Origin of the sequence: Microbacterium sp. cx-59 (genome assembly GCF_020805625.1) — a bacterium.
Lineage (GTDB): Bacteria > Actinomycetota > Actinomycetes > Actinomycetales > Microbacteriaceae > Microbacterium.
Genome location: NZ_JAJHGO010000009.1, coordinates 288,870 through 311,584, shown reverse-complemented (window position 1 = coordinate 311,584; position 22,715 = coordinate 288,870). Strand labels below are relative to the sequence as shown.

Annotated in this window: 21 protein-coding genes and 1 riboswitch; of the genes, 10 read left to right on the top strand and 11 right to left on the bottom strand. The window is 71.6% G+C overall.

Annotated features, from left to right (window positions below; translation table 11 throughout):
• Nucleotides 1-56 precede the first annotated feature (56 nt).
• From LMI96_RS13620 to cofG, 8 genes are all read right to left on the bottom strand, one after another.
• Nucleotides 57-1,061, bottom strand: coding sequence for an enhanced serine sensitivity protein SseB C-terminal domain-containing protein (locus tag LMI96_RS13620; RefSeq protein WP_223723112.1), 1,005 nt, complete (start codon nucleotides 1,059-1,061; stop codon nucleotides 57-59).
• Nucleotides 1,058-2,266 (bottom strand): hypothetical protein, encoded by a 1,209-nt coding sequence (locus LMI96_RS13615; RefSeq protein ID WP_228361877.1) that lies wholly within the window; start codon nucleotides 2,264-2,266, stop codon nucleotides 1,058-1,060. The genes LMI96_RS13620 and LMI96_RS13615 overlap by 4 nt, the downstream gene beginning before the upstream one ends.
• A 62-nt stretch (nucleotides 2,267-2,328) precedes the next feature.
• On the bottom strand, nucleotides 2,329-2,652 hold the full coding sequence (locus LMI96_RS13610) for a hypothetical protein (RefSeq protein WP_228361876.1): 324 nt from the start codon (nucleotides 2,650-2,652) through the stop codon (nucleotides 2,329-2,331).
• Nucleotides 2,649-3,062 (bottom strand): YbaB/EbfC family nucleoid-associated protein, encoded by a 414-nt coding sequence (locus tag LMI96_RS13605; RefSeq protein ID WP_223723109.1) that lies wholly within the window; start codon nucleotides 3,060-3,062, stop codon nucleotides 2,649-2,651. Before LMI96_RS13605 ends, LMI96_RS13610 begins: the two co-directional genes overlap by 4 nt.
• Before the next feature lie 177 nt (nucleotides 3,063-3,239).
• A complete protein-coding gene (cofC, locus tag LMI96_RS13600; RefSeq protein WP_228361875.1) occupies nucleotides 3,240-3,887 on the bottom strand; it encodes a 2-phospho-L-lactate guanylyltransferase in 648 nt (215 codons plus the stop codon).
• A 166-nt stretch (nucleotides 3,888-4,053) separates the two neighbouring features.
• Entirely contained in the window at nucleotides 4,054-5,067 is a 1,014-nt protein-coding gene (gene fgd, locus LMI96_RS13595) for a glucose-6-phosphate dehydrogenase (coenzyme-F420) (RefSeq protein WP_228361874.1), read from the bottom strand.
• Nucleotides 5,064-6,587: an NAD(P)/FAD-dependent oxidoreductase gene (locus tag LMI96_RS13590; RefSeq protein WP_228361873.1), complete on the bottom strand. Its 1,524-nt coding sequence runs from the start codon at nucleotides 6,585-6,587 to the stop codon at nucleotides 5,064-5,066. The genes fgd and LMI96_RS13590 overlap by 4 nt, the downstream gene beginning before the upstream one ends.
• Nucleotides 6,584-9,037, bottom strand: coding sequence for a 7,8-didemethyl-8-hydroxy-5-deazariboflavin synthase CofG (gene cofG, locus LMI96_RS13585; protein WP_228361872.1), 2,454 nt, complete (start codon nucleotides 9,035-9,037; stop codon nucleotides 6,584-6,586). Before cofG ends, LMI96_RS13590 begins: the two co-directional genes overlap by 4 nt.
• Nucleotides 9,038-9,162: 125 nt before the next feature.
• Here cofG and LMI96_RS13580 point away from each other — a divergent pair, with 125 nt between their 5' ends.
• Nucleotides 9,163-9,552 carry a hypothetical protein gene (locus tag LMI96_RS13580; RefSeq protein WP_223723104.1) on the top strand — a complete coding sequence of 130 codons (390 nt, stop codon included), beginning with the start codon at nucleotides 9,163-9,165 and terminating at the stop codon, nucleotides 9,550-9,552.
• A 122-nt stretch (nucleotides 9,553-9,674) separates the two neighbouring features.
• Here the strand turns inward: LMI96_RS13580 and LMI96_RS13575 are convergent, their stop codons facing one another.
• Nucleotides 9,675-10,496: an ABC transporter permease gene (locus LMI96_RS13575; RefSeq protein ID WP_228361871.1), complete on the bottom strand. Its 822-nt coding sequence runs from the start codon at nucleotides 10,494-10,496 to the stop codon at nucleotides 9,675-9,677.
• On the bottom strand, nucleotides 10,493-11,653 hold the full coding sequence (locus LMI96_RS13570; protein ID WP_228361870.1) for an ATP-binding cassette domain-containing protein: 1,161 nt from the start codon (nucleotides 11,651-11,653) through the stop codon (nucleotides 10,493-10,495). Before LMI96_RS13570 ends, LMI96_RS13575 begins: the two co-directional genes overlap by 4 nt.
• Nucleotides 11,654-11,761: 108 nt before the next feature.
• On the opposite strand from LMI96_RS13570, the gene LMI96_RS13565 reads away from it, so the two are divergent.
• The 6 genes from LMI96_RS13565 (at nucleotide 11,762) to LMI96_RS13540 (ending at nucleotide 17,808) form a co-directional block, all read left to right on the top strand.
• Nucleotides 11,762-12,829 carry an enoyl-CoA hydratase/isomerase family protein gene (locus LMI96_RS13565; RefSeq protein ID WP_228361869.1) on the top strand — a complete coding sequence of 356 codons (1,068 nt, stop codon included), beginning with the start codon at nucleotides 11,762-11,764 and terminating at the stop codon, nucleotides 12,827-12,829.
• A 3-nt stretch (nucleotides 12,830-12,832) separates the two neighbouring features.
• Complete coding sequence (locus tag LMI96_RS13560) at nucleotides 12,833-13,663, top strand: LssY C-terminal domain-containing protein (protein WP_228361868.1); 831 nt, start codon at nucleotides 12,833-12,835, stop codon at nucleotides 13,661-13,663.
• Complete coding sequence (locus LMI96_RS13555) at nucleotides 13,660-14,184, top strand: hypothetical protein (RefSeq protein ID WP_228361867.1); 525 nt, start codon at nucleotides 13,660-13,662, stop codon at nucleotides 14,182-14,184. Before LMI96_RS13560 ends, LMI96_RS13555 begins: the two co-directional genes overlap by 4 nt.
• A 494-nt stretch (nucleotides 14,185-14,678) precedes the next feature.
• The gene (locus LMI96_RS13550; RefSeq protein ID WP_228361866.1) at nucleotides 14,679-15,614 is read left to right on the top strand and encodes a J domain-containing protein; all 936 of its coding nucleotides are present in this window, start codon (nucleotides 14,679-14,681) and stop codon (nucleotides 15,612-15,614) included.
• A 186-nt stretch (nucleotides 15,615-15,800) separates the two neighbouring features.
• Nucleotides 15,801-17,387 (top strand): SLC13 family permease, encoded by a 1,587-nt coding sequence (locus LMI96_RS13545; protein ID WP_228361865.1) that lies wholly within the window; start codon nucleotides 15,801-15,803, stop codon nucleotides 17,385-17,387.
• Nucleotides 17,388-17,430: 43 nt separating this feature from the next.
• Nucleotides 17,431-17,808: a PPOX class F420-dependent oxidoreductase gene (locus LMI96_RS13540; RefSeq protein WP_228361864.1), complete on the top strand. Its 378-nt coding sequence runs from the start codon at nucleotides 17,431-17,433 to the stop codon at nucleotides 17,806-17,808.
• Nucleotides 17,809-18,167: 359 nt separating this feature from the next.
• Here LMI96_RS13540 and LMI96_RS13535 read toward each other — a convergent pair whose 3' ends face one another.
• The gene (locus LMI96_RS13535) at nucleotides 18,168-19,682 is read right to left on the bottom strand and encodes a D-alanyl-D-alanine carboxypeptidase family protein (RefSeq protein WP_228361863.1); all 1,515 of its coding nucleotides are present in this window, start codon (nucleotides 19,680-19,682) and stop codon (nucleotides 18,168-18,170) included.
• Between the two features lie 36 nt (nucleotides 19,683-19,718).
• Nucleotides 19,719-19,829, top strand: a riboswitch (TPP riboswitch).
• Here LMI96_RS13535 and LMI96_RS13530 point away from each other — a divergent pair.
• The 3 genes from LMI96_RS13530 (at nucleotide 19,823) to LMI96_RS13520 (ending at nucleotide 22,694) form a co-directional block, all read left to right on the top strand.
• A complete protein-coding gene (locus LMI96_RS13530) occupies nucleotides 19,823-20,452 on the top strand; it encodes an ECF transporter S component (RefSeq protein ID WP_223723094.1) in 630 nt (209 codons plus the stop codon). (Overlaps the previous riboswitch by 7 nt.)
• On the top strand, nucleotides 20,449-21,912 hold the full coding sequence (locus tag LMI96_RS13525) for an ABC transporter ATP-binding protein (RefSeq protein ID WP_228361862.1): 1,464 nt from the start codon (nucleotides 20,449-20,451) through the stop codon (nucleotides 21,910-21,912). Before LMI96_RS13530 ends, LMI96_RS13525 begins: the two co-directional genes overlap by 4 nt.
• Nucleotides 21,909-22,694 (top strand): energy-coupling factor transporter transmembrane protein EcfT, encoded by a 786-nt coding sequence (locus LMI96_RS13520; protein ID WP_228361861.1) that lies wholly within the window; start codon nucleotides 21,909-21,911, stop codon nucleotides 22,692-22,694. Before LMI96_RS13525 ends, LMI96_RS13520 begins: the two co-directional genes overlap by 4 nt.
• Nucleotides 22,695-22,715 lie beyond the last annotated feature (21 nt).

Below are 22,715 nucleotides of genomic sequence, written 5' to 3'. Positions count from 1 at the left end.
AGGAATTCCCGCGGTCGCCGCGCGAGGTGTAGGTGTCACTGAATCGCTCCTTGAGGTCAGCCCTGTTCATCGCGGTACACGGGGCTGACGGATTCTTGGACGGCCTGCCCCAGTGGAGTGTCCGCATCCAGGATGTCAATTGGCGAGCCCGACGGGACGGATGCGACGAAGTGGTTCGCGAATGCCCGCAGGGCCGTCTGGTCAGCCGCATCGTTCTTCACCACCCACACGAGTCGCGGGGTCGCGGTGCCCTCCACCACGGACACAGCGTAAACGGCAGACACGCCTGGCGTATTCTGTGCCGCGCGCCGTGCGGCCGCCACAAGTTCGGGGCTCACGTTCGCGGCTCCGCCGAAGGAAAGAGGCACACGCGCCGGTAGGCGAGCATCATGGGTTTCCAGCAGTGGTGACTTGTCGATCGGGATGACAACATTCCGGCCACCCGGGTCGATGACGATTCCGTCGACCTGAGCACGCTGAGCCAGTTGGAGAAGCGTCTCGATCTGGGTGAGCGACACCGACGTGGAGTCCGCCCGGGCTTGCGCGGACCAACGGTCCAACTGCCCGCGGGACGCGAATGCAGGAATCATTCGGAGTCCGCCGGTCGACTGGAGAGAGACGAGACGCGTGTTTCTGTCTGCGTCGGTCGTTGTCGGCACGAGAAGGGCGAAGCGCACGATGAGCGGGAGATACGACGGAGGAACGGTCGGCCCGGACTCGGCCAGTGACTGGAGTGTTGCGGGTGGCAGCAGCTGCAGGGCGCCGCTGACGGCTTCTTCGCGCGCAGCGTCAATCGCTTCCAACGCGGAGTAGATGGTGGCGGACGGGTCACGGGTCCCATTGCCGTCAACCAGCCGGCGGCTGAGGGACGCTGCAGTTGCGCTACCGGGCGTTACGTCGCCATCACGTGCTCGCCGAACGGCGTCTGCCAGTGCGACGCGCAGCGCCGCCTTGGTCTCTGATTCCACACCCGTAGGATCGTCCGGCGCACGTTCCGGCATCTCGCGCACGATCTCATCTGCCGTGATCAGCGCCTCGATGTACCGGTCGCGCGCGCTCAACGGGTATCCCCGATAGGCGGTACGGGCTCGACATTCCTAATCCAGGATGGATCCCAGTTTTGGGGGAGGAGAATCTGGTCTGCGCCTCCCGGGAGTATTCGACCGTCGTCCAGGACCTGAGGCGCGACCTGACCAATCTGCAGAGTTTGTCCCGCGGGTACGTCGATTACGGCCTGCCATTCCCTGGTGTTGTTCCACTCTGGGTTCAACGCCGACCTGTCCATCGCCGTTAGGCGGTCTGTGGCGTACTCGGTGGTCGCAAACCCGCCCGTTTGGCTGGCGTCGCCGCCGTACACGCGGTACAACTCAACAGGTTCAATAGTTTCCACAGTTCGATACTGGCCGTCGGTGAATGTTGATGCGAGCCCAGGCGGTAAATCCTGGCGCGGTACGTCTACGACATTGTCATCAATGGCCGTCCGAAACGTCGGGGGCCCATCCGGCGACCGCGCGGGTGTCGGTGGCGATTCTGATCGAAGAGGTCCGTGCGGACCGCGGCCCGACGGCCCACCACCCTTCAGCACGCCGTCGAACAGCGTTCCCGCCTCACGGAGGAGGGCGGTCAGCTCGTCGAGCAGCTTCGACAGCGACTTGCAGGACGAGATCGCGTCGGTGACGTACTTGCCGACCTTCGCGCTCAGCGAGGCGACCCGCGTTGTGACCTGCCCGACGATCACCGGGGTCGCAAGTCCCAGGGTGAAGACCGCCTCCGCCGCCCAGGAGATGATCGAGCCGACGAGTTGCGAGAGCACATCGCGCACGAGATCGTGCACGATCTGCACGATGGTCGACGCGATCTGCAGTCCGGTCGACATGGCGCCGGCCCAGGATGCGGCGGCGCTGATGTGCTGCGCGGATTCGGACTGGAAGCGGCGGTACGCATCCATCGCCTCACCGGCGAGCTCGTCGACATCGCCGACGATGCGCGCGAGTTCGTCGCCGGAGGTCTGCAGCTGGGACTGGACATTGGCCCAGGTCTGGCCGAAAGCCGCGACCTCGCCCGCGTCCCCGGTGAAGTCGTTGAACCAACCCTTGAGCGGCTCGAGGTGATCGATGAGCCAGCCGAGGCCCGCGGCGATCAGCGAGCCGAGCGGATCGATGACGGTGGCCGCGGTGTCGAGGGCTACGCCTACACCGGCCATCGCGCCCTGCGCCCAGTCGCCCGACTCGATCGCCGTCACGAGCTGACTGCCGGAGTCGAGCACTCCCGCCCCGCTGAACGGCGTCGCCGTGTCGACAGGCGCGGCGACGAGCGGATTCGCCGTGCTCACCCGAGGCTCGACTCGAGAGCGGCGACGCCCTGCACGACGTCGTCTTCGAACGCGGCCATGTCGGTGGCGACCCCGCGGAGCTCGGTCGCGCTCCGGCGCACCATCCCCTCGGCGGCCTGGACCGTCTGCTGCGCCATCGAGGCCGCGAGCGACGCGGGACCGACCAAGAATGAACACAGCACGCCGAACGCTCCGCCGCCCATGCTCGTCGAACCGGCCGCATCACGCGCGACCGCGATGTCGGAGGCGACGACCTCGACGCGCGCCGCGTGCGAGGTGATGAGGTCTTGATCGACCGCGATGTGACCGGCCATGCTCACTCCCGAATCGTCGAGGTCGAGGAATCCGCGGATGGCGGGGCTTTGTCGACTTCGGCCTGGAGTTGGGCGACCACACCCGAGTCGCGGCCGAAGGCCTCCGCCGCGATGTCGACGGCCTTCCCGCCCGCATCGCGCTGGGCGGCGTTGGCCGTGTCGACGATCAGCTTCGCGAGTGCGCGCGGAGCCAGCTCCATGGCGGCGTCGGAGAGATCGATGGCGGCGAGGCGGCCCGACGCGTCGACCGTGACCTGCAGCTCACGCCGCGGCGACCGCGCGACGCCCCGCACGTTCTCGATCTCGGACTGGAACTCCCGCGCCCGTTCGGCATGCCGCTGGGCATCCGCGATCTGCTGTTCGATGCGGGCGATGGCGGCATCCGCATCCGCTCCCGCCGCGAAGAAGTCACTCACCCGCACAGCCTAGATCGCCCTTTCGCCCCTCGCGCGCCGCGCCCCTCCCTCCTGTGGAAAACCCGCGAGACGGCAGTTTCGCGGCGAGACGTTGGCTCTCGACCGACGTCTCGTTGCGCAGATGCTGTCTCGCGGGTGGGTGGCCGCGGGATCAGCGCGGGGCGGCCGAGCGGGGGATCAGCGCGGGGCGAGGAGGGTGGCCGAGCGGGGGCCGAGGCCGAGGACGGCGGCATCCGCCAGCTGCTCGGCCGTGTCGACGTCGCGACGCAGGGTCGAGGATGCCGGCACCGGCAGCAGGGTGAAGCCGAGCGCGGTATGGCGGGCGAGCGAATCGGCGCCGAACGCGGACTGCCACGCGATGCCCGCGCCCGCGGTGACGAGGGTGGAGCCGGTGCCCTCCGCATCCGGCACCACGCCGTGGTCGACGGATGCGGCCGCCGCCAGCGCGGCGTCGAGGTCTCCGGGTCGGAGCGCCGGAAGATCGCCCAGCAGGGCGGCCCGGGGAGCCCTCGCGGCGGTCGCCGCGCCTGCCGCGATCGCCGCGTTCAGCCCGGACGGGTCGGGTTCGGCCACCACCTCGACGCTGGGCATGCTCGCCGCGGCGGCCGCGGTGGCGGCATCCGCGGTCACGACGATCACCCGGGCAACGGTCGCGGCCGCGCTCGCCGCCGCGACCGTGTCGAGTCCGATCGCGCGCACTAGCTGCTCGTCGACGTCGCGCAGGCGCGACTTGCCGATCGCGGCCGGCTTGAGCGGCACGACGACGACCCAGCCGGGTGAGCGCACCTCGGGAGACCCGCCGTCCGACGGGCGTTCGGCGCTCATTCGGGGCCGCTCTTCCGGTGTTGTGCGCGAGATAGCGCCGAGGCTCGGGCCGTGACGCCGGCTAACTCCTCCAGATCGGTGTCGATTCGCCTCTGCGCGCCCAGAGACGGCGCTTTTGGAGGAGTTGTCGAGCCCGAACGAGCGTGAACGACGGGAGAAGGCGCCGTCACACGCCGAACCGGGCGCGCAGGCGCGGCAGAATCTCCGAACCGTAGGTGCGCAGGAACTCCTCCTGGTTCTCACCCGGGTCGTGGAACACGAGGTGGCGGAACCCGAGGTCGACGTACCGAGCGATCTTCTCGACGTGCTCGTCGGGATCGGTCGAGACGATGAACCGCGACGCGGCCCGCTCGATCGGCAGTTCGGCGGCACGCCGCTGCATCTCGATCGGGTCGTGAATCCCCATCTTCTCGTCGGCGGTGAGCGCCAGCGGTGCCCAGAACCGCGTCTTCTCGAGCGCCGTGGCGTGGTCGGGGTGGTACGAGACCTTGACCTCCATCAGGGTGTCGATGGCGTCATCCGGGCGCCCGGCCTTCGCCAGGCCCTCGGCGAGGGCGGGCAGCAGCGTGTCGGTGTAGAGCTTCGGGTCCTTGCCGCTGGTCGTGATGAAGCCGTCGGCGACGCGGCCGGCCAGCTTGGTTGCGGCCGGTCCGGCGGCGCCGATGTAGATCGGGACGGGGGTGGTCGGACGGTCGTACACCGTGGCATCCGTCACGTGCCAGAAGTTGCCCTCGTAGGTGACGCGCTCGTCGGCCCAGAGTTTCTCGATCAGCGCGATCGACTCCTTCAGACGCTGGAAGCGCTCCGGCGGATCGGGCCAGTCGAGCCCGAGAGTCACTTCGTTGAGCGCCTCGCCCGTGCCGACGCCGAGGATGATGCGCCCCGGGAACATGACGCCGAGCGTGGCGAAGGCCTGCGCGACGACGGCCGGGTGGTAGCGGAAGGTCGGGGTCAGCACCGACGTGCCGAGGATGACGCGCGAGGTGCGCGCGCCGACGGCGCCGAGCCAGGGGAGAGCGGCGGGAGCGTGTCCGCCCTCGTGCATCCACGGCTGGAAGTGGTCGGAGATGAACACCGAGTCGAAGCCCACCTCCTCGGCGAGCACCGCGAAGTCGGCGAGCTGGTCGGGCGCGAACTGCTCGGCCGAGGCCTTGTACCCGAAACGCAACGGAACCGTCATGATTCTCCTCTCGCCCGCGAGGGGTCGCGGGGTGTTCCGGCGGGCAGGAATTCCGACCCGTCGCTTTCGTCCAGCATGGCCCGGAACGCGTCGACCGTGCCCGGCCAGAGCAGGGTCAACCGCCCCGATCGCTCGTCGACGTACCAGTTGGCGCATCCGCCGCGGATCCAGGGGGTGGATGCGGCGGCCGCATCGATGCGCTGCGTGTAGCGCCGTTCGGCGTCGGGGTCGACGCGCAGCGCCGGGGCCTCGGGAGCCTGGGTGGACCTGCTCCCGCTCGGCGCCGCTTCGGCCCGCGCCAGTACGCCGACGACGTACCCGGCCTGCGCCTCGGCCATCAGCACCGACGAGTTGTGGCCGAGTGACGCGTTCGGGCCGTTCAGCACGAACAGGTTCGGGAATCCCGACACGACGGTCGAGGCGAACGACGTCATGCCGCCCGCCCAGTGTTCGGCGAGCGTCACGCCGTCCTCGCCCATCACCAGGTGGGCGTATGGCTGCTCCGACGCGGCGAAACCCGTCGCGAGAACGAGTGCGTCGGCGTGATGCCGCGCCCCGGATGCGGCCACGAGCGCGCCGCCCTCGACGCGGTCGAGCGCGGATGCCTCGAACGTCACGGCGTCCGACGCCACGGCCGGGTAGAAGTCGTCCGAGAGCAGCACGCGCTTGCATCCGAATGCGTAGTCCGGGGTGAGTGCGGCCCGCAGCGCGACGTCGTCGACCTGGGCGGCCAGGTGCGCACGGGCGTCGTGTTCGGCAGCGGCGGCCGCATCCGCATCCCCCGACCGGGACGCGAATCTCTGCTCGCCCTTGAGGTAGAGCTGCGCGCGGAGCGCGGCGAGCTCATCGGGATGCGCGGCCAGCCGGCGGCGTTCTTCTGCGGAGTAGTCGACGGCGCCGCGGGGCACGATCCAGGCCGGTGTGCGCTGGAAGAGCACGACCTCGGCGCCGCGGCGTACGAGTTCGGGAACGAGTTGCACGGCGGATGCGCCAGTGCCGACCACGGCGATCCGGCGCCCCGCGAGGGGCACGGTGTGATCCCAGCGCGCGGAGTGGAAGATCGGGCCGGTGAAGGCGTCGAGATTCGGGATCTCGGGGATGCGAGGTTCCGTGAGACGCCCGCAGGCCAGCACGAGGCGTCGCGCGCGGACGGTCGACCGGCGGGGCCCACCGGTCGTGAGTTCCCAGGCGGATCCGGTCCAGCGGGCGGCGAGCAGCGGGGTATCGAGCAGCAGCCGTTCGCGGAGCCCCTCCGCATCCGCGACGTGGCGCAGATAGCGGTGGATCTCGTCGCCGCGCGCGAAGGTGCCCGACCAGTCCGGCCACGGATGCTGCGCCAGCCCGTACAGGTGCGAGGGCACATCGCACGCGACGCCGGGGTAGGTGTTGTCGCGCCAGGTGCCGCCGACGGAGCTTCCGCGTTCGAGGACCACGAACGACTCGCGGCCCGCCCGTCGAAGCGCGCCGGCCATCGCGAGCCCGGCGAAGCCCGCCCCGACGATCGCGACGTCGACGGTCACCCGCGCTCCGCCGCGGTCGTGGGGCGGGCGGGGGTGGAAGCCGGCTCGCGGTAGTCGGTGGTGCGCTGGCGGAACGGGCGGAACAGCGTGCGGGCGAGGCGCGCGGCATCCGCGAGCGGCAGCGTGTTGCCGTGCTCGATACCGGCTTCGGGGCGCACGCGACCGTCGAGCAGGGTTCCGCCGAGGTCGTCGCCGCCGGCGCGGAGAAGTTCGACGGTGACCGCTCGGTCGTGGCGCGTCCAAGGGATCTGCACGTGCGGGATGCTGCCCGAGAGCATCAGGCGCGAGACCGCGACCATCGCGCGGTGTTCGTCGAGCGGTGCGCGTCCGGCGACGAGCGGCACGCCGCCGTCGGGTCCGGGCAGGGGGATCGGCACGAACTCGGCGAATCCGCGGGTGTCGTCCTGGATGTGGCGCAGCTGCCGCAGGTGCGCGACCCGCTCGGCGGCGGTCTCGACGTGCCCGTAGAAGAGGACGCTCGTGGAATGGAAGCCGGCGCGGTGGGCGGCCGTGATGCCCTCGACCCAGCGGTCGATCTCGAGATCGCCCGGCGCCACTCGCGCTCGCACCCGCTCCGACAACACCTTCACGCCGGTGCCCGGCATCGTGTCGACACCCGCGTCGCGGAGCGCGGCCAGAGCACCGTCGAGGCCGAGGCCGCCGCGGTCGGCGAGGTCGCGCACGTCCTGGGGGCGGTAGGCGTGGAGGTGGATTCCGGGAGTTGCGGCGCGGATCGTGCGGATGAGGTCGAGGTAGGACGACGGATCCTCCCCCGCGGGCAGCACACCCTGCACGCACAGCTCGGTCGCGCCGAGGTCTGCGGCGTCGCGGGCGATCGCGGCCGCATCCGCGAGGTCGAATTCCGCCGCCGAGGTGGCGCCCGTGCGCCGGAAGCCGGTCGAGGTCAGGTTGCGGTTCACGACGATGCTGATCGCTTCGCCCACCGTGTAGCGGCGCACGTCGTCGGCGGTCGCGGTGAGGGTGTCGAGGTCGGCGCCGCGCGATTCGAGGAGCGCGACCCACTCGGCGTCGTCGAGGCTCAGCGGGTCGGCGGCGGCTCGCTCCGCCAGGGCCGTCGCGGTGATGCGAGTGCGGCTGCTCGCGGGAACCGCCCCACCGGCAGCACCGACCCCACCGGCAGCACCCGCTTCGACGACGGCGGCACCGCCCTCATCCGCAGCACCCGCCTCACCCGCCACGGTGGCGAGACCCGACGGGCCCGCGAGCGCGGCGACCGGCGCGTGCAGCGACGCGTCGATCCACGCCGCGGCGTCGCGCACGTACTCCGGGTGCGCGGTGAGACGCTCGCGCAGGGTGAAACCGAGGTCGGCGGTCCGTGCGGCGAGGTCGTCGACGTGCGGCCACGGCCGCTCGGGGTTCACATGGTCGGCCGTCAGCGGCGAGACGCCGCCCCAGTCGTCGATTCCGGCCCGGACGAGCAGGTCGAACTCCGTCGTGTCCGACAGGTTCGGCGGCACCTGCACCCGCATATCGGGCCCCATGACGAGCCGCGCGACGGCGACGGTCAGCGCGTACTCCAGCAGGTCGGCATCCGGTACGTCCTGCATCGCGGTGCGGGGTTTGGCGCGGAAGTTCTGCACGATGATCTCCTGCAGATGCCCGTGCCGGGCGTGGCTGTCGCGCAGCGCGATCAGGGACTCGGCCCGGTCGCGGACCGTCTCGCCGATGCCGACGAGGATTCCTGTCGTGAACGGGATGCGGGCGGCCCCCGCATCCTCGATCACCTGCAGACGCAGCGCGGGGTCCTTGTCGGGCGACCCGAAGTGCGGCTGTCCGGGTGTCTCGAACAGGTCGCGCGAGGTGGTCTCGAGCATCATGCCCATCGACGGCGCGAGGGGCCGCATCATCCGCAGCTCGTCGTCGTGCATGACGCCCGGGTTCGCGTGCACGAGCATCCCGGTCTCGGCGGTGATGAGGCGGGCGATGTGCGCGACGTAGTCGAGGGTCGAGGCGAAGCCGTGCTCGTCGAGCCACGCGCGGGCCTCGGGCCACCGGTCCTCCGGGCGGTCGCCCAGGGTCAGCAGCGCCTCTTTGCACCCGAGCGCGGCGCCCTGGCGGACGACGGCGAGCACCTGCTCGGGAGACATGTACGCGGGTTTGCGCTTCTTGAGCAGCTGCCCGGGGGTGTCGACGAAGATGCAGTAATGGCAGCGGTCGCGGCAGAGTGTCGTGAGCGGGACGAACACCTTGCGGGAGTACGTGATGACACCCGGCCGTCCGGCCCGGGCGAGCCCTTCGTCGCGGAGCGCGCCAGCGGCGGCGAACACTGCGTCTCGTTCGGGCCCGTGCGCGTGCAGCAGGGCGAGCACGTCCGCGACCGGCAGAGGCACGCCGCTCCGGGCGCGCGTCAGGGCGTCGGCGAGGGGGACCGCATCCGCGTCCGCATCCGGGACGGGCGCGGCGACAGCTCCGGAGGGACGAGAAGACACCTGACCAGTGTTCCACCGAGATGTGTCGGCGGGGTCACGTGAACCGGATCGGCGCAACACGATCGTTGCCTGTCCGTAAGCAAAAGGCGTCTCGCCCGGGCGCTCCCGCTGGCAGAATCGTAGGCATGGTGACCCTCATGCTCGACTCGGCTCAGCTGGAGATCGTGATGTCGGTCGCCGAGCGAGCGCTCGCATTCCGCAAACGGAATGTGGTCGTCGCGCGGTCATCGATCACCCGGGTGCAGCTCACGGATGATGCCTGGACCTGGCTCCGCGGCGTTCGCGCTCCCGGCACCCACATCCCCGCCACGCTTGCTTCCGGTACCTGGCGTTACGCCGGTGGCCGTGATTTCGCGCTCATCCGTCGTCGCCGCCCGGGGGTCGTCATCGACCTGGACGGTCACGACGAGTTCCAGCGCATCATCCTGACGACGCGCTACGGTGTCGAGCTCGCGCAGGCGCTCCGGGTCGACGGCGGAACCGAACCGGCCGACGTCGCCGACCTCGCCGGCTGAACGCGCTGCGCGGCGGCGCTCGCCGCGGTTGTGTCGACCTGCACCGGGCGGCAGGGCTCGCCGCGGTTGAGCTGCTGACTGCATCGCGCGGCGGTCGGCTCACCCGGGCACCGCGATGCGGCTCAGGTGACGTCGCGTCGCCAGCCCGCGATGTAGCCGATCAGGGTCAGCGCGACCCCGTAACCGAGCAGTACGAGCGCGCCGCCCCACCACTCCAGGCCGCCGCCAGCCGTGCCGGACATCGCCGCGGTGAAGATGCTCGATCCGACGAGGGTGTCGCTCGCCGCGCCGGGCAGATAGCGCGCCACGTCGGTGAGGGCCTCGACGAACGCGCCCGCGAATCGCAGCAGCGGCTCGATGAACTGGGTGAACGCGAGCACGATGACCACGGCGGCGACCTGATTGCGCACGGCGAGGCCGACGCCGATCCCGATGATCGCCCAGAGTACGAAGGCGAGCAGGATGCGGGCGAGCATCGCCCAGGTATCGGTGCTGTCGAGACCGGTGTCCAGACCGAATCCGACCAAGATGCCGGCGGCCGGCCCGACCGTCACGACGAGCGCGAGGACCGCGTACAGAAGTCCGAAGATCGCCCCGGCGATGAGCTTCGCCCAGATGACCCGGCCGCGGCGCGGCGTCGCGAGGAACGTCGGCGTGAGGGTCTTGTGACGGAACTCGCCGGTCACGAGCAGCGTGCCGATCAGGAGGGGGAAGACGTAGCCGACGGCCGACGCCAGGCTGTAGAGCATGGATGCCGCGCCGGCGCCGGTCGGGAGTCCCTGCGTCGCTCCGCCGAGAATGCCGGTGTCGGATGCGGCGATCGCGAACGCGAGTCCGGCCGCGGTCACGCCGAGGTAGGCGGCGAGAACGAGCGCGAGGATCCACCAGATGGAGGTGCTGAACTGCTTGGTCAGTTCGGACCGGGTCGCGTGGGCGAGACTCATCGGGCACCCCCCTCGCCGGCGTCGGTGCGTTCGGTGCGCGGTTGTTCGGTGCGCGGTTCGTCGGGATCCGATTCGTTCGAGACCTCGGCGCCCACTGTGGTCGCCTCCTCCGGATCCGCCGTCGCGTTCGCGAGCGGCTGTGCGGCGTCGCCGAGCGGCGCATCCGCGAGCGGCGCATCCGCGAGCGGCGCATCCGCATCCGCGTCCGCGTCCGCGTCCGCGTCCGCTGAGGCGTCGCCCGCCGCCGCGACCCCGGCGTGTACGCGGGTGCCGTCCACCAATTGGAGGAAGACCTCCTCGAGCGACGGGCCGCGACGCTGCAGCGTCGACAGCGTGATGCCCGATGCCGCGGCGACGGCGCCGATGTCGACCGTCTCTGCGCCGTGCACGGTGAGGCCCGTGCGCAGCACATCAAACGTGTAGCCCGCGGCGGTCACCGCGGACACGAGGGCGTTGCGGTCGGGGGCGTCGACGATCGTCGCGTACTCGGATGCCTCGGCCAGGTCTTCGATGTTGCCCTCGAACACGAGCCGCCCGCGCGCGATGATCAGCAGTCGGTCGGTCGTCTGCTGGATCTCGCCGAGCAGGTGGGATGAGACGAGCACGGTGCGACCCTCGTTGGCGAAGGCTTGCAGCAGGGTCCGCATCCACTTGATGCCCTCGGGGTCGAGGCCGTTGGACGGTTCGTCGAGCACGAGCACGCCGGGGTCCCCGAGCAGCGCGGTCGCGAGACCGAGGCGCTGACGCATCCCGAGCGAGAACCCGCCGACCTTCCGGCCCGCGACATCGGCCAGGCCGACGAGGCCGAGGACGTCGTCGACGCGGCGCCGCGGAAGCCCTGCCGCCTGCGCGTAGACGGTGAGGTGGTTCGCGGCCGAGCGTCCGGGGTGGAAGCTCGACGCCTCGAGCGCAGCGCCGACGGTCTGCAGCGGATGCCGCAGCTCGCCGTAGGCCGAACCGCCGATGCGGGCGCGACCGGACGTCGGGGCGACGAGTCCGAGCAGGATCCGCAGCGACGTCGTCTTGCCCGCGCCATTCGGGCCGAGGAACCCGGTGACGACGCCCGGTTCGATGCGCGCCGTGAGTCCGGCGACAGCGTCGACGCCGCGGAATCGTTTCGTGACCTCGGAGAACTCCAGCACCTGGCCATCTGGCATGCGAGTACCTCCCTTTCTCCCATCCTGCCGGAAAGCCGCCGAATCCTCACGATCCAGCGACATCCGCGACGCCGAGTCGGCGAGCGGGGTGGGGGTAACGTGTCGAGCGTGACCGACCTGGAAGCCCCCGCCGCCCCCGTGCTCGTGCACGCCGATCGCGGCGTCGGACGCCTCATCCTGAACCGCCCGCGCGCCATCAACGCGCTCGACATCGAGATGGTCCGCATCCTGTCCGACGCGCTCGACGCGTGGGAGCACGACGCCGACATCGAGATGGTCCTGCTCGAGGGAGCAGGGGAGCGCGGCCTCTGCGCGGGCGGAGACATCCGCGTGCTGCGCGAGCAGATCATGACGGCCGGCGCGTTCGGTGCCGCCGAGTTCTTCCGCGCGGAGTACGCCCTGAACGCGCGGATCGCGGAGTACCCGAAACCGTTCGTCGTGCTCGCCGACGGAATCACCATGGGCGGCGGCATCGGCCTCGCCGGGCACGCGGCCTTCCGCGTCGTCACGGAGCGGTCCGCGCTCGCCATGCCGGAGACGCGCATCGGGTTCACCCCGGACGTCGGCGGCACGTGGCTGCTCGCACGTGCGCCGGGTCGCGTCGGCGAGTACCTCGCGCTCACGGGCTCGACCATGGCCGACGCCGACGCGATCTACGCGGGTTTCGCCGACCACCTCGTGCCCGTCGAACGGCTGGACGGGTTCCGCGACGCGCTCGAGACGCGCGCCGACCCGACCGGGCCCGCCGAACTGGTGCTGCTGTTCGATGAGACCCCCGAGACATCCGGTCTCGAAACGGCCCGCCCCTGGATCGACGCCGCGTTCAGCGCCGACACGGTGGCCGAGATCATCACGCGCCTCGACGCGCGCCCCGAACCGGATGCGGCCGCCACCGCCGATCTACTGCGCACCCTCTCGCCGGTCGCGCTGACCGTGACCCTCGCGGCGGTACGGAGCGCTCGCGAACTGCCGAACCTGCGTGCCGCGCTGGCGCAGGAATACGCGCTGGTCACCTGGTTCGCCCTCACGCAACCCGACCTGCTCGAAGGGATCCGCGCACAGGTCATCGACAAGGGCCGCACACCGCACTGGAAGCCGCCGACCCTCGACGCGTTGCCGCCGGGGATCGCGGCCGAAGCCCTCGCGTACGAACCCGCCATCCCGCTCTGGAGCTGACTCGTGACCGCGACCGAGACGACACCGCGGCATCGCCGCGCGTACTCGGTCGGTGTCGCGATCGACTGGTTCTTTTTCGTCTTCGCCGGGGTGGCGGCCGGCTGGCTGGCCTACCTGAGCTTCACCGAGACCTTCCGCGTCGGATGGTGGGGGCTGCCGGCCGCGATCGCGTTCTGGGTGCTGCTGGCTTACCTGGTGCTGCCGCGACTGCACCGCATCCTGACCACCGTGTACGTACCGGACTACTTCATCGGACGCACGCGCACGAGCGACGGGCTGCTCGGCGACCCCGTGAATCTGGCGCTCATGGGGTCGCCGGAGCAGATCGAATCGGCCATGCGCGCGGCCGGGTGGCGCAAAGCCGACCCGGTGACCTTCGCGACGTCGTGGCGCATCGTGACCTCGACCCTGGCGCGCCGGAGCTACGACGAAGCGCCCGTGAGTCCACTGTTCCTCTTCGGGCGGATGCAGGACTTCGCCTACCAGCAGGAGGTCGCCGGCAACCCCGCGCAGCGCCATCACGTGCGGTTCTGGCGGTGCCCTGAGGGGTGGTTGCTGCCCGGCGGGCGACGCGTCGACTGGCTCGCCGCCGGAACGTTCGACACGGCGGTCGGTCTGTCGCTGTTCACGCTCCAGGTCACCCACCGCATCGACGCCGACACCGACATCGAGCGCGACCACATCGTCGCCACCCTCCGGGACGCCGACATCGGCGTGCGCGTCGACGTCATCGCCGACTTCGCCACCGGGTATCACGCCCGAAACGGCGGAGGCGACAGCATCCGCACCGATGGCGACCTGCCGATCATCGACGTGCGGGAGGTGACCGCATGACGGATGCCGCCGGCGCCCCGCGCAAACGCGCCGCCTTCGAGTCGCCCGCGCGGCTGGCGCGCCCGCTGCCGTTCGACCCGGGGATGAAGCGCCCCATGTCGACGGTCGCGGGGGCCGCGCTCGTGTTGCTCCGCGTCGCCACGGGAGTGCTGTGGCTGCTCTCGCTCGGCGTGCAGTGGCCCGCGCTCGTGGGCGAGGCCGACGCGGACATCGCCGGCATCTCGCTTACGCCCGACCAGATCGGCACCGGGTTCATCGCGGTCGCCGTCGTCATGGGGCTCGTCCTCCTCGCGGACGGAGCCTTCGCGGTGCTGATCCTGCGCGGACACAACATCCCCCGCGTGATCGTGATGACCTTCTCGACGATCTCGATCGGTTCCGCGTTCGTGACGTGGTGGGCGCAGGGGCAGGAGATCCGCATCCACACGACCCTGGTGACGCTCTCGCTCGACATCCTGGTGCTGCTGGCGCTGTCGAGCCGCTCCGCGGCCGCCTACGCGCGTCGGTTCGAACGGCGCTGACCCGCGGTGGGTGGTGGGTGGCGGGTGCGGCGCGTGGCGCCCGCGGCGCGGATCCGCCGCGGGCGGGGTGAGGGGCGCGTTCGCGCGGATGCCGCCGCAGTCGTCGGATGGGGTGCGGGTGGGGTGCCTCATCCGTCTCATGTGTTCACTTCAGCCCCACCGGTCCGACGACTCACGTGCCGAGGCGCCTGCGGCGGGGCCGCGGCGGCGGTCGACGGCCGGGTAGGGCCGAGCCGCGTGGTTCGGGGCTAGCCGAGCCGCGGCCGGGGTAGGTTCCGCGTGGATGCCGCCGCAGTCGTCGGATGGGATGCGGGTGGGGTGCCTCATCTGCCTCATGTGTTCACTTCAGCCCCACCGGTCCGACGACTCACGTGCCACATCCCTCGAACCAGCCACCGCGCGCTGCCCCGCGCCCCGCTTGGCGGCCCACGGTCCCTGCACAGCGCGGGCGCGTTAGCCTGAAGGGCGCCGTGGGGGCGCGTGAAGGAGGCGGCGTGTTCGACAGTCCGTTGTCCGCGTCGGCGTACGAAGTGCTCGGAGTCGCGGCGGATGCATCCGACGACGAGCTGCGGAAGGCGTTCCGCACCCGTCTGCGCGAGACCCATCCCGACACCGGCGGCGATGCTGCGCTGTTCGTTCGCGTGCAGCACGCCTGGGAGCTCGTCGGCACGGCGACGGCCCGCGCCGCGTACGACCGCGGGCGCGGATCGGCGGCGCCCGACCCCGAGGACGGCGACATCTCGGCCGGATGGAGCGCGCCGCGGGCGCGCGCCGACACCCGCCCGCGTGCGCGTTCGGCGGGTCAGCCCGGCGGATGGCGCCGCGAACGCTACCTCGATCTGATCCGCGAGTGGGTCGGTCGGGGCACCCCGCTCGAGGACCCGTACGACGCCCAGCTCGTGCGTTCCGCGCCCCGCGAGATCCGGCGCCTGCTCGCCGACGCGCTCGCTGAGGAGGCGACGGCCCGCACCGTCGCCGACCTCGGCATGGGTTTCAGCGTGTGGCACGACGTCGCGGCGGCTCGCCGGGGCGGCAGCCCCGATGACAAGCTCGATCACATCGTGCTCGGGCCCAGCGGCTTGTACGGGGTGCTGTCGGAGGACTTCGGCGGCCCGATCGGGTTCCGCCGCGGCGAGATCGTGGGGCCGGCGGTTCCGGGTTCTCCCGTGAGCGACCTGCTCGGACGGATGCGTACGGTCGCCCGCGCGGCCGGCGTGCGGTTCAGCGGCGCCATCGTGGTGTTGCCGGATGCGGACGTCGTGCAGCAGATCACCGAGCTCGGTTCGATGCGCGGGGTTCCGGTCGTGGTCGCCGGGCGGTCCGCCCTGTCGACCGTGCTTCGCCGCGGTGTGCCGGGTGCGCGCGACATCGGCGGCAACGAGGTGTTCGACATCCGTACGCGGCTGGACCAGACCGTCCGCTTCGTCTGAGCCCGCCTGCCCGCGTGGTGCCCTGACCCGCCGGCCCTCCGGTGCCCTGACCGGCCGGCCCCCCGCTGCCCTGCCCCGCCGCCCCGCCCTCCGGTGCCCGCCGGCCCGCCCGCGTGGTGCCCTGACCCGCCGCCCTTTCCCGCCCCCAGCCCCACGCCCGCCCGGGCGCCGGGCTAACGTGGCGGGGTGGACCCGATCATCGTGACCTTCGTCGTCTTGGGCGTCGCGGTCGTCGCGTTCGTGTCGGGCAAGGTGCCGCTGGAGGTCGTGTCCCTCGGGGTGCTGCTGTCGCTCTGGGTGACCGGCGTGCTGACGCTCCCGGAGGCGTTGGCGGGGTTCAGTGATCCGACGGTGCTGTTCATCGCGACGCTGTTCGTTGTGTCCGAGTCGCTCGATGCCACGGGCGTCACCGCTTGGCTCGCGCAACGGATCGTGCCCCTCGCCGGCACCCGGCCCGCCCGCCTGATCGCGATCGTGTCGGCGTGTGCGGCGGTGCTGGCGGCGTTCATCAGCATCAACGGCGCGGTCGCGGCCCTCCTTCCGGTGGTCGTCGTGGTGGCGGTGCGGGCGAACCTCGTGCCTTCGAAGCTCCTCATCCCGTTCGCGTTCGCGGCGAGCGCCGGGTCGCTTCTCACTCTCGCGGGCACGCCGGTCAATCCCGTGGTGTCCGAGTTGGCGGTCAGCGCCGGTGGCACCGCCTTCGGGTTCTTCGAGTTCGCGCTCGTGGGCGCGCCGCTGGTCGTGCTCACCGTGCTGCTGGTGACGGTGCTGGGTCCGCGGCTGCTGCCGGAGCGCATCCCGGTGCAGCTCGGCGATGCGGCGCCCGACATCCGCGACGCCGCGCGCGCATTCCGCCGGGATTACGACATCTCCGCAACGACGAGCGCGCTGCTGTCGGCCGAGCAGGGCGTCGTCGAGGTGCTCGTCGCGCCGCACTCGAGCCTGATCGGGCGCGACGTCTGCGCGGGCATGACGACGCGGGCGGAGAGCCTGGTCATCCTGGGGGTGCGCCGCGGCGCGGATGCGGAGACGGATGCGGCCCGCCCCGGCGAGATGACGCGGCTGCGTGCCGGTGACGCCGTTCTCGTGCAGGGCCCGTGGGCGTCGCTCGACCGCTACGTGCGCTCGCCGGATGTGATCGCGGTGACCTCGCCCCATCTGCTTCGGCGCGCGGTTCCGCTGGGTCGGGGTGCGAAGCGAGCCCTCGTCATCCTCGCGCTGACGGTCGCGCTGCTCGCCAGTGGGGTCGTGCCGCCCGCCGTGGTCGGTCTTCTGGCGGCCGCGGCGTTGGTGGTGACGCGGGCGCTTCCCGTGGCGCAGGCGTATCGGGCCATCAGCTGGACCACCGTCATCCTGATCGCGGGGATGATCCCGCTTTCGCAGGCGTTCGTTTCGACCGGCGCGGCCGATGTCGTGGCGGATGCGGTGCTCCGCATCGGGGGCACGGGCTCGCCGTACGTCGCGCTGCTGGTGGTCTGCCTGGTGACGCTCGTGCTGGGACAGTTCATCTCGAACGTGGCCACGGTGCTGGTGGTCGCCCCTATCGCGGTGTCGATCTCGGCCTCGCTCGGTGTGAGCGTGCAGCCGTTCATGATGGCGCTCACCGTCGCCGGCGCGGCGGCCTTCCTCACGCCGATCGCGACGCCGGTGAACCTCATGGTCATGCAGCCCGGGGGCTACCGATTCGGTGATTACTGGCGTCTCGGGTTGCCGCTCGCGCTGGTCTTCCTCGCGGTCGCCGTTCTCTACGTGCCGCTCGTCTGGCCGTTCTGATCGGGTTGCCCGATCGCACAGCGGGAGGTGGCAGGCTGGTCGGGTGATCACCGACGCCGCCCGCGAGTTCCTGTCCGAGTACCACCTCGCCACCCTCTCCACGCTCGGCCGCGACGGTCGCATCCATTCGGTGCCGGTCGGCATCACGTACCTCGACGGTGTCGTCCGCATCATCGGCAGCCGGGGCACGCAGAAGTTCCGCAACGTGGAACGCACCGGCCGGGCGTCCGTCAACACGGTCGACGGTGGCCGGTGGATCAGCTTCGAGGGCCCGGCGCGCATCGTCGAGGATGCGGATGCGGTCGCCCACGCGGTCGAGCTCTACGCTGCCCGCTACCGTCAGCCGAGTCCCAACCCCGCCCGTGTCGTGCTCGAGATCCAGGTCGAGCGCGTGCTCGGATCGACCCAGTTCCGCGCCTGATCCCCGCCCCGTCTCGCCCCCCGCCGCCGCGCCCCCGCCGCCCGCGCCCGCCGCGCCCGCCCCGCCGTGGCGCAGAGGTCTACTCGTTCACATGTCGCAATCGGCCCGCCGGCGCGGCCGATTGCGTCACGTGAGCCAAAGGTCGGGCGCGCTCACGCGGCTGAATTGGCGCCGCGCGGCGGCGGATTGCGTCACGTGAGCCGGAGGTCGGGCGCGCTCACGTGACCGAATCGGCGCCGCGCGGCGGCGGATTGCGTCACGTGAGCGAAGGTCGGGTGCGCTCACGTGACCGAATCGGCGCCACGCGACGGCGCATTGCGACACGCGAGCCGGGGGGGGGGGGGCAGCGCGGCGCGGCGTCAGACGAGGCCGAAGAGTTGCAGGGGGTTCGTGAGGCGCCACCACGGGCTGGGCTCGTCGATCTCGCCGTCGAGCACGAGGTCGACGGCGGTGCTGTCGAGCGGGCCGACCGCGTCGAGGGTGCCGACGACGTCGCCGTCGTCGCGGTGGTCACCGAGGTCGAAGGTGGACGACACGGTTGCGGCAGCACCGTTCCACAGCACGACATCGGCGTCGCCCGCGGTGATGATCGGCACGGCGTCGCCCCACTTGGTCTGCACCTGTCCGACGACCGTGCCCGCGGCGACCGAGGGGCGGAGCTGGAGTTCCTGTTCGAGTTGCGCGAAGAGGGCGCGGGTGGCGGCGTTGCGGGTGTCGCGGTCGGGCTGGCCGAGGGCCGCGGCGTACATGCGCACGGTGGTGTCGCCGATCGCGACCTCTTTGGCGGCGAGGAGGTTGTACTCGTCGAGCGTTCCGGTTTTCAGGCCGATCACGCCGGGGTCGGCGAGGAGCGGGTTCGAGTTGGTGACGACACCGGCGCCGGGGAGTTCGACCGACGGGGTGCGCACGATCTCCGCGATCACGGGGTTCTCGAGGGCACGGTCGGCGAGGGCGATGAGCGCTTCCGCGGATGCGGTGTTGCCCGCGTTGATGCCGGTGGGATCGGCGATCGTGATGCCGGAAAGACCGTGCTGCGCGAGCCAGTCGTTGGCGGCCTGGGCGAAGACCGCATCCGTCGGCCAGATCGTCGTCGCCAGGCGTTTCGCGTAGTTGTTCGCCGAGCCGATCAGCATGCCCTGCAGCATCTGGTATTCGGTCAGCGAACCGCCGACGGGGACGTCGAGCGATGACTCGCCGCGGGCGCGGTAGTTGCGGAAGTCGGTGCGGTCGGCGGACGTGAACTGGTAGTCGCGGCCCTGCTCGCCGGGGGCGAGCGGCATCTGGTCGAGCACCAGCAGGGCCGTGACGAGCTTCGTGATGCTCGCGATCGGCACGACATCGCCGGAGGATGCGGCGGGCGCGGCGACTCCCTCGACGGCGACGGCCGCGCTGCCGGTCGCCGGCCACGGTTCGGCGGCGGCGGCCGCGGGAACGGGTTCGACGTAGATGTCGGCGACCGCCGGGGCGACGGCGTACAGCGGCCAGAAAAGGGTCGTGGCGCAGTACATCGCGATGACGAGAACGAACACGCCGAACGGCACGAGTACGCCCGGCCGGAGCGGCGAGCGGCGCGGTGCGCGGGCGAGGAGGTCGGCGGTGACGGGCACGTAGGCCGGAGTGCCCGTGTCGAGCTGCGGCGTCTGCGCGGCCCGGGCGACGACCAGCGTCTCGTCGACCCAGCCGAGGGCGGGCGACTCGGGCGGGATGACGACCGTCACCGATTCGGCGGGGAGAGCGGCGGATGCCACCATCGCGGGCACGGCGGCCGGATCGGCGTCGAGCGGGTCGGGCGCCGTGTCGAGACGGTCGGATTCGCTGGCCGCGCCCTCGCGCAATGCGCGCCGCGTCTGCGGGATCGGGCGCTCGACGGTCACTCGCCTACGGTAGCGCGACCCCGGGGCTATACTCGGCACGTCAACCACGGGAGTCCGGTGTGCCGGGCTGAGAGGAAGCGAATCCACGCTTCGACCGTCGAACCTGATCTGGGTCATGCCAGCGCAGGAAGGAGCATTCAATGCACACGTCTACGTCCGCATCCGTCCGTTCGGGTCGTTCTCGCTGGCGGGTCGTCGACATCGTCGTCGCCAGCGTCATCGGCGTCGCGAGCGGGGTGATCTTCTGGGTCTGGGGCCAGGCCTGGACTCCGCTCAGCACGGGGCTCGCGTTCTTGCCGGGCCTGGAGGGCCTGCTCTCGGGCGGCTGGTTGTTCGCGGGTGTGCTCGGCGGGCTCGTGATCCGCAAGCCCGGCGCAGCGCTGTACACCGAGATCGTCGCGGCCGTCGTGTCGATGGCTGTCGGCACGCAGTGGGGCTTTCTCACGTTCGTGTGGGGCGTGGTGCAGGGGCTCGGCGCCGAACTCGGCTTCGCGCTGTTCGCGTACGCGAACTACCGGCTGATCGTCGCGCTCACCTCGGGAGCGATCGCCGGCCTCGCCGTCGCGCTGCTCGACACCAACTTCTCGTCGATCGCGGCCTACGATTTCGGCCCGCGTGCGATCTACTTCGGGGCAGCCATCGTCTCCGGAATCCTGATCGCGGGCCTCGGCTCGTGGCTGGTCGCCCGCGCGCTCGCCGCGACCGGCGCCCTCGACCGATTCGCCTCGGGCCGACAGGCGCTGACCCGGGAATCCGCCGACGCCGCGTGAGCGGCGGGGCGCGCGTCGTCGCGCGCGGGTGGGGGTGGCGGCACGCCGGCAGGCGACGGTGGGCGGTTTCGAGCCTCGACCTGACGATCGAGGCGGGCGAGCGCGTGCTGCTGCTCGGCGCGAGCGGCGCGGGTAAGTCCACGCTGCTCCAAGCCATGGCCGGGGTCCTCGGTGATGCCGAGGACGGCGACGGTGCGGGCGAGCTGCTGCTCGACGGCGTGCCGCCCCTCCGTGCGCGGGGACGGGCGGGGCTCGTCCTGCAGGACCCCGACGCGCAGGTCGTGCTCGCCCGCGTCGGCGACGACATCGCGTTCGGGTGCGAGAACCTGGGCGTGCCCGCGCACGAGATCCACGCGCGGGTTCGGGAGGCGGCGGATGCGGTGGGCCTCGGCGTCGCCCTCGACCACCCGACCGCGGCGCTGTCGGGTGGTCAGAAGCAACGGCTGGCCCTGGCCGGGGCGCTCGCGATGCGACCGGGGCTGCTGCTGCTCGACGAACCGACGGCGAATCTCGATCCCGCCGGTGCGGTGGAGGTGCGGGACGCCGTCGTCGCCGGGGCGGCGCAGGCGGGCACGACGCTCGTCGTCGTCGAGCATCGCGTCGATCTGTGGGCGCAGCACGTCGATCGGGTCGTCGTGCTGTCGGCCGAGGGCGGGGTACTGGCCGACGGGGCGCCGTCCGCCGTCTTCGGCGCCCATGCGCAGACGTTGAGCGACGCCGGCGTGTGGGTGCCGGGCGTTCCGGTGACGGCCCGCGTCGCCCCCCGGAGCGGCACGGCCGACGTACTGCTCGCGGCCGAGGACCTCGCCGTCGGGCGCCGTGCGTTCGGGGAGCGGATGCCGGTGGTTGCCGCATCCGGGATCCGCGCCGCGCTGCGCGCCGGGCGGACCCTCGCCGTCACGGGCGAGAACGGGGCCGGCAAGTCGACGCTCGCGATGACCCTCGCGGGTCTGCTCGCGCCCGTCTCGGGGCGGGTCATCGCCGCCGACGGGCTGCGCGCGGGCGCCGCGGCCGACCCCATCCGCTGGCGGTCCCGGCAGCTGTTGACCCGCATCGGCACCGTCTTCCAGGACCCCGAGCATCAGCTGCTCACCACCCGGGTGCGCGACGAACTCGCGGTAGGTCCGCGCGCGCTCGGGATGGCGCCGGATGCGGTGGCCGCCCGGATCGACCCGCTCCTGGAGCGGCTGGGACTCGCCCGCCTGGCCGACGTGAATCCGTTCACCCTCTCGGGGGGCGAGAAGCGCCGGCTGACGGTCGCGACCGTGCTGGCGACGCGGCCGCAGGTCGTGGTGCTCGACGAGCCCACGTACGGGCAGGATGCGCGCACCTGGCGGGAACTCGCCGAACTGATCGACGAGGTGCGTGCCGCGGGAACGGCGGTCTGCATGGTCTCGCACGATCCTGGCCTCGTCGCGGCGCTCGCCGACGAGCGACTCGTCGTGACGGCGGCGCGATGAGCCTGTTCGCACTCGACGTGCGGCGAAGCCCCCTCGGCCGCGTCAACCCCGTCACGAAGCTCGGCGCGACGCTCGTCGTCACCCTCACCCTGCTGCTCTCGATCGACCCGGTCTCCGCCGGCATCACGCTGGCCGCATCCCTCGTGCTGCTGCCGTTCTCACGGCTTCCGGTGCGGGCGCTCTGGCTCCGGACGTGGCCGATCCTCATCGCTGCGCTGATCGGCGGCGCGGCGACCGTGCTGTACGGGCGGCCGTCGGGGCAGGTCTACGCCGAGTGGGGCCTCATCCGCATCACGGACGGGTCGATCGACCTCGCGGCGGCGATCGTGCTGCGCGTGCTCGCGATCGCCATCCCGAGCGTCGTGCTATTCGCGACGACCGACCCGACCGACCTCGCCGACGGCCTCGCGCAGCTGCTGCGCCTGCCCGCACGCTTCGTGCTGGGAGCGCTCGCCGGGCTGCGGCTCGTCGGACTTCTCGTCACGGACTGGCGCGAACTCGCCATGGCGCGACGAGCACGCGGGGTGGCGGACGAGCACCGCATCCGGAGGTTCTTCGGCCAGGCGTTCGCGCTGTTCGTGCTGTCGATCCGGCGGGGCACGAAGCTCGCCACCGCCATGGAGGCGCGGGGTTTCGGCGCCGACGGCGTGCGCACCTGGGCGCGGCCGTCGCGGCTCGGCTGGCGCGACGCGGTGCTCGCGGTGCTCGCCGTCGCGGTGGCCGCCGCATCCGTCGCCGGCGCCGTTCTCGCCGGCAGCTGGACCTTCGTCTTCGCGCTCTGAGCCTGCTCCAAGACCGGATGC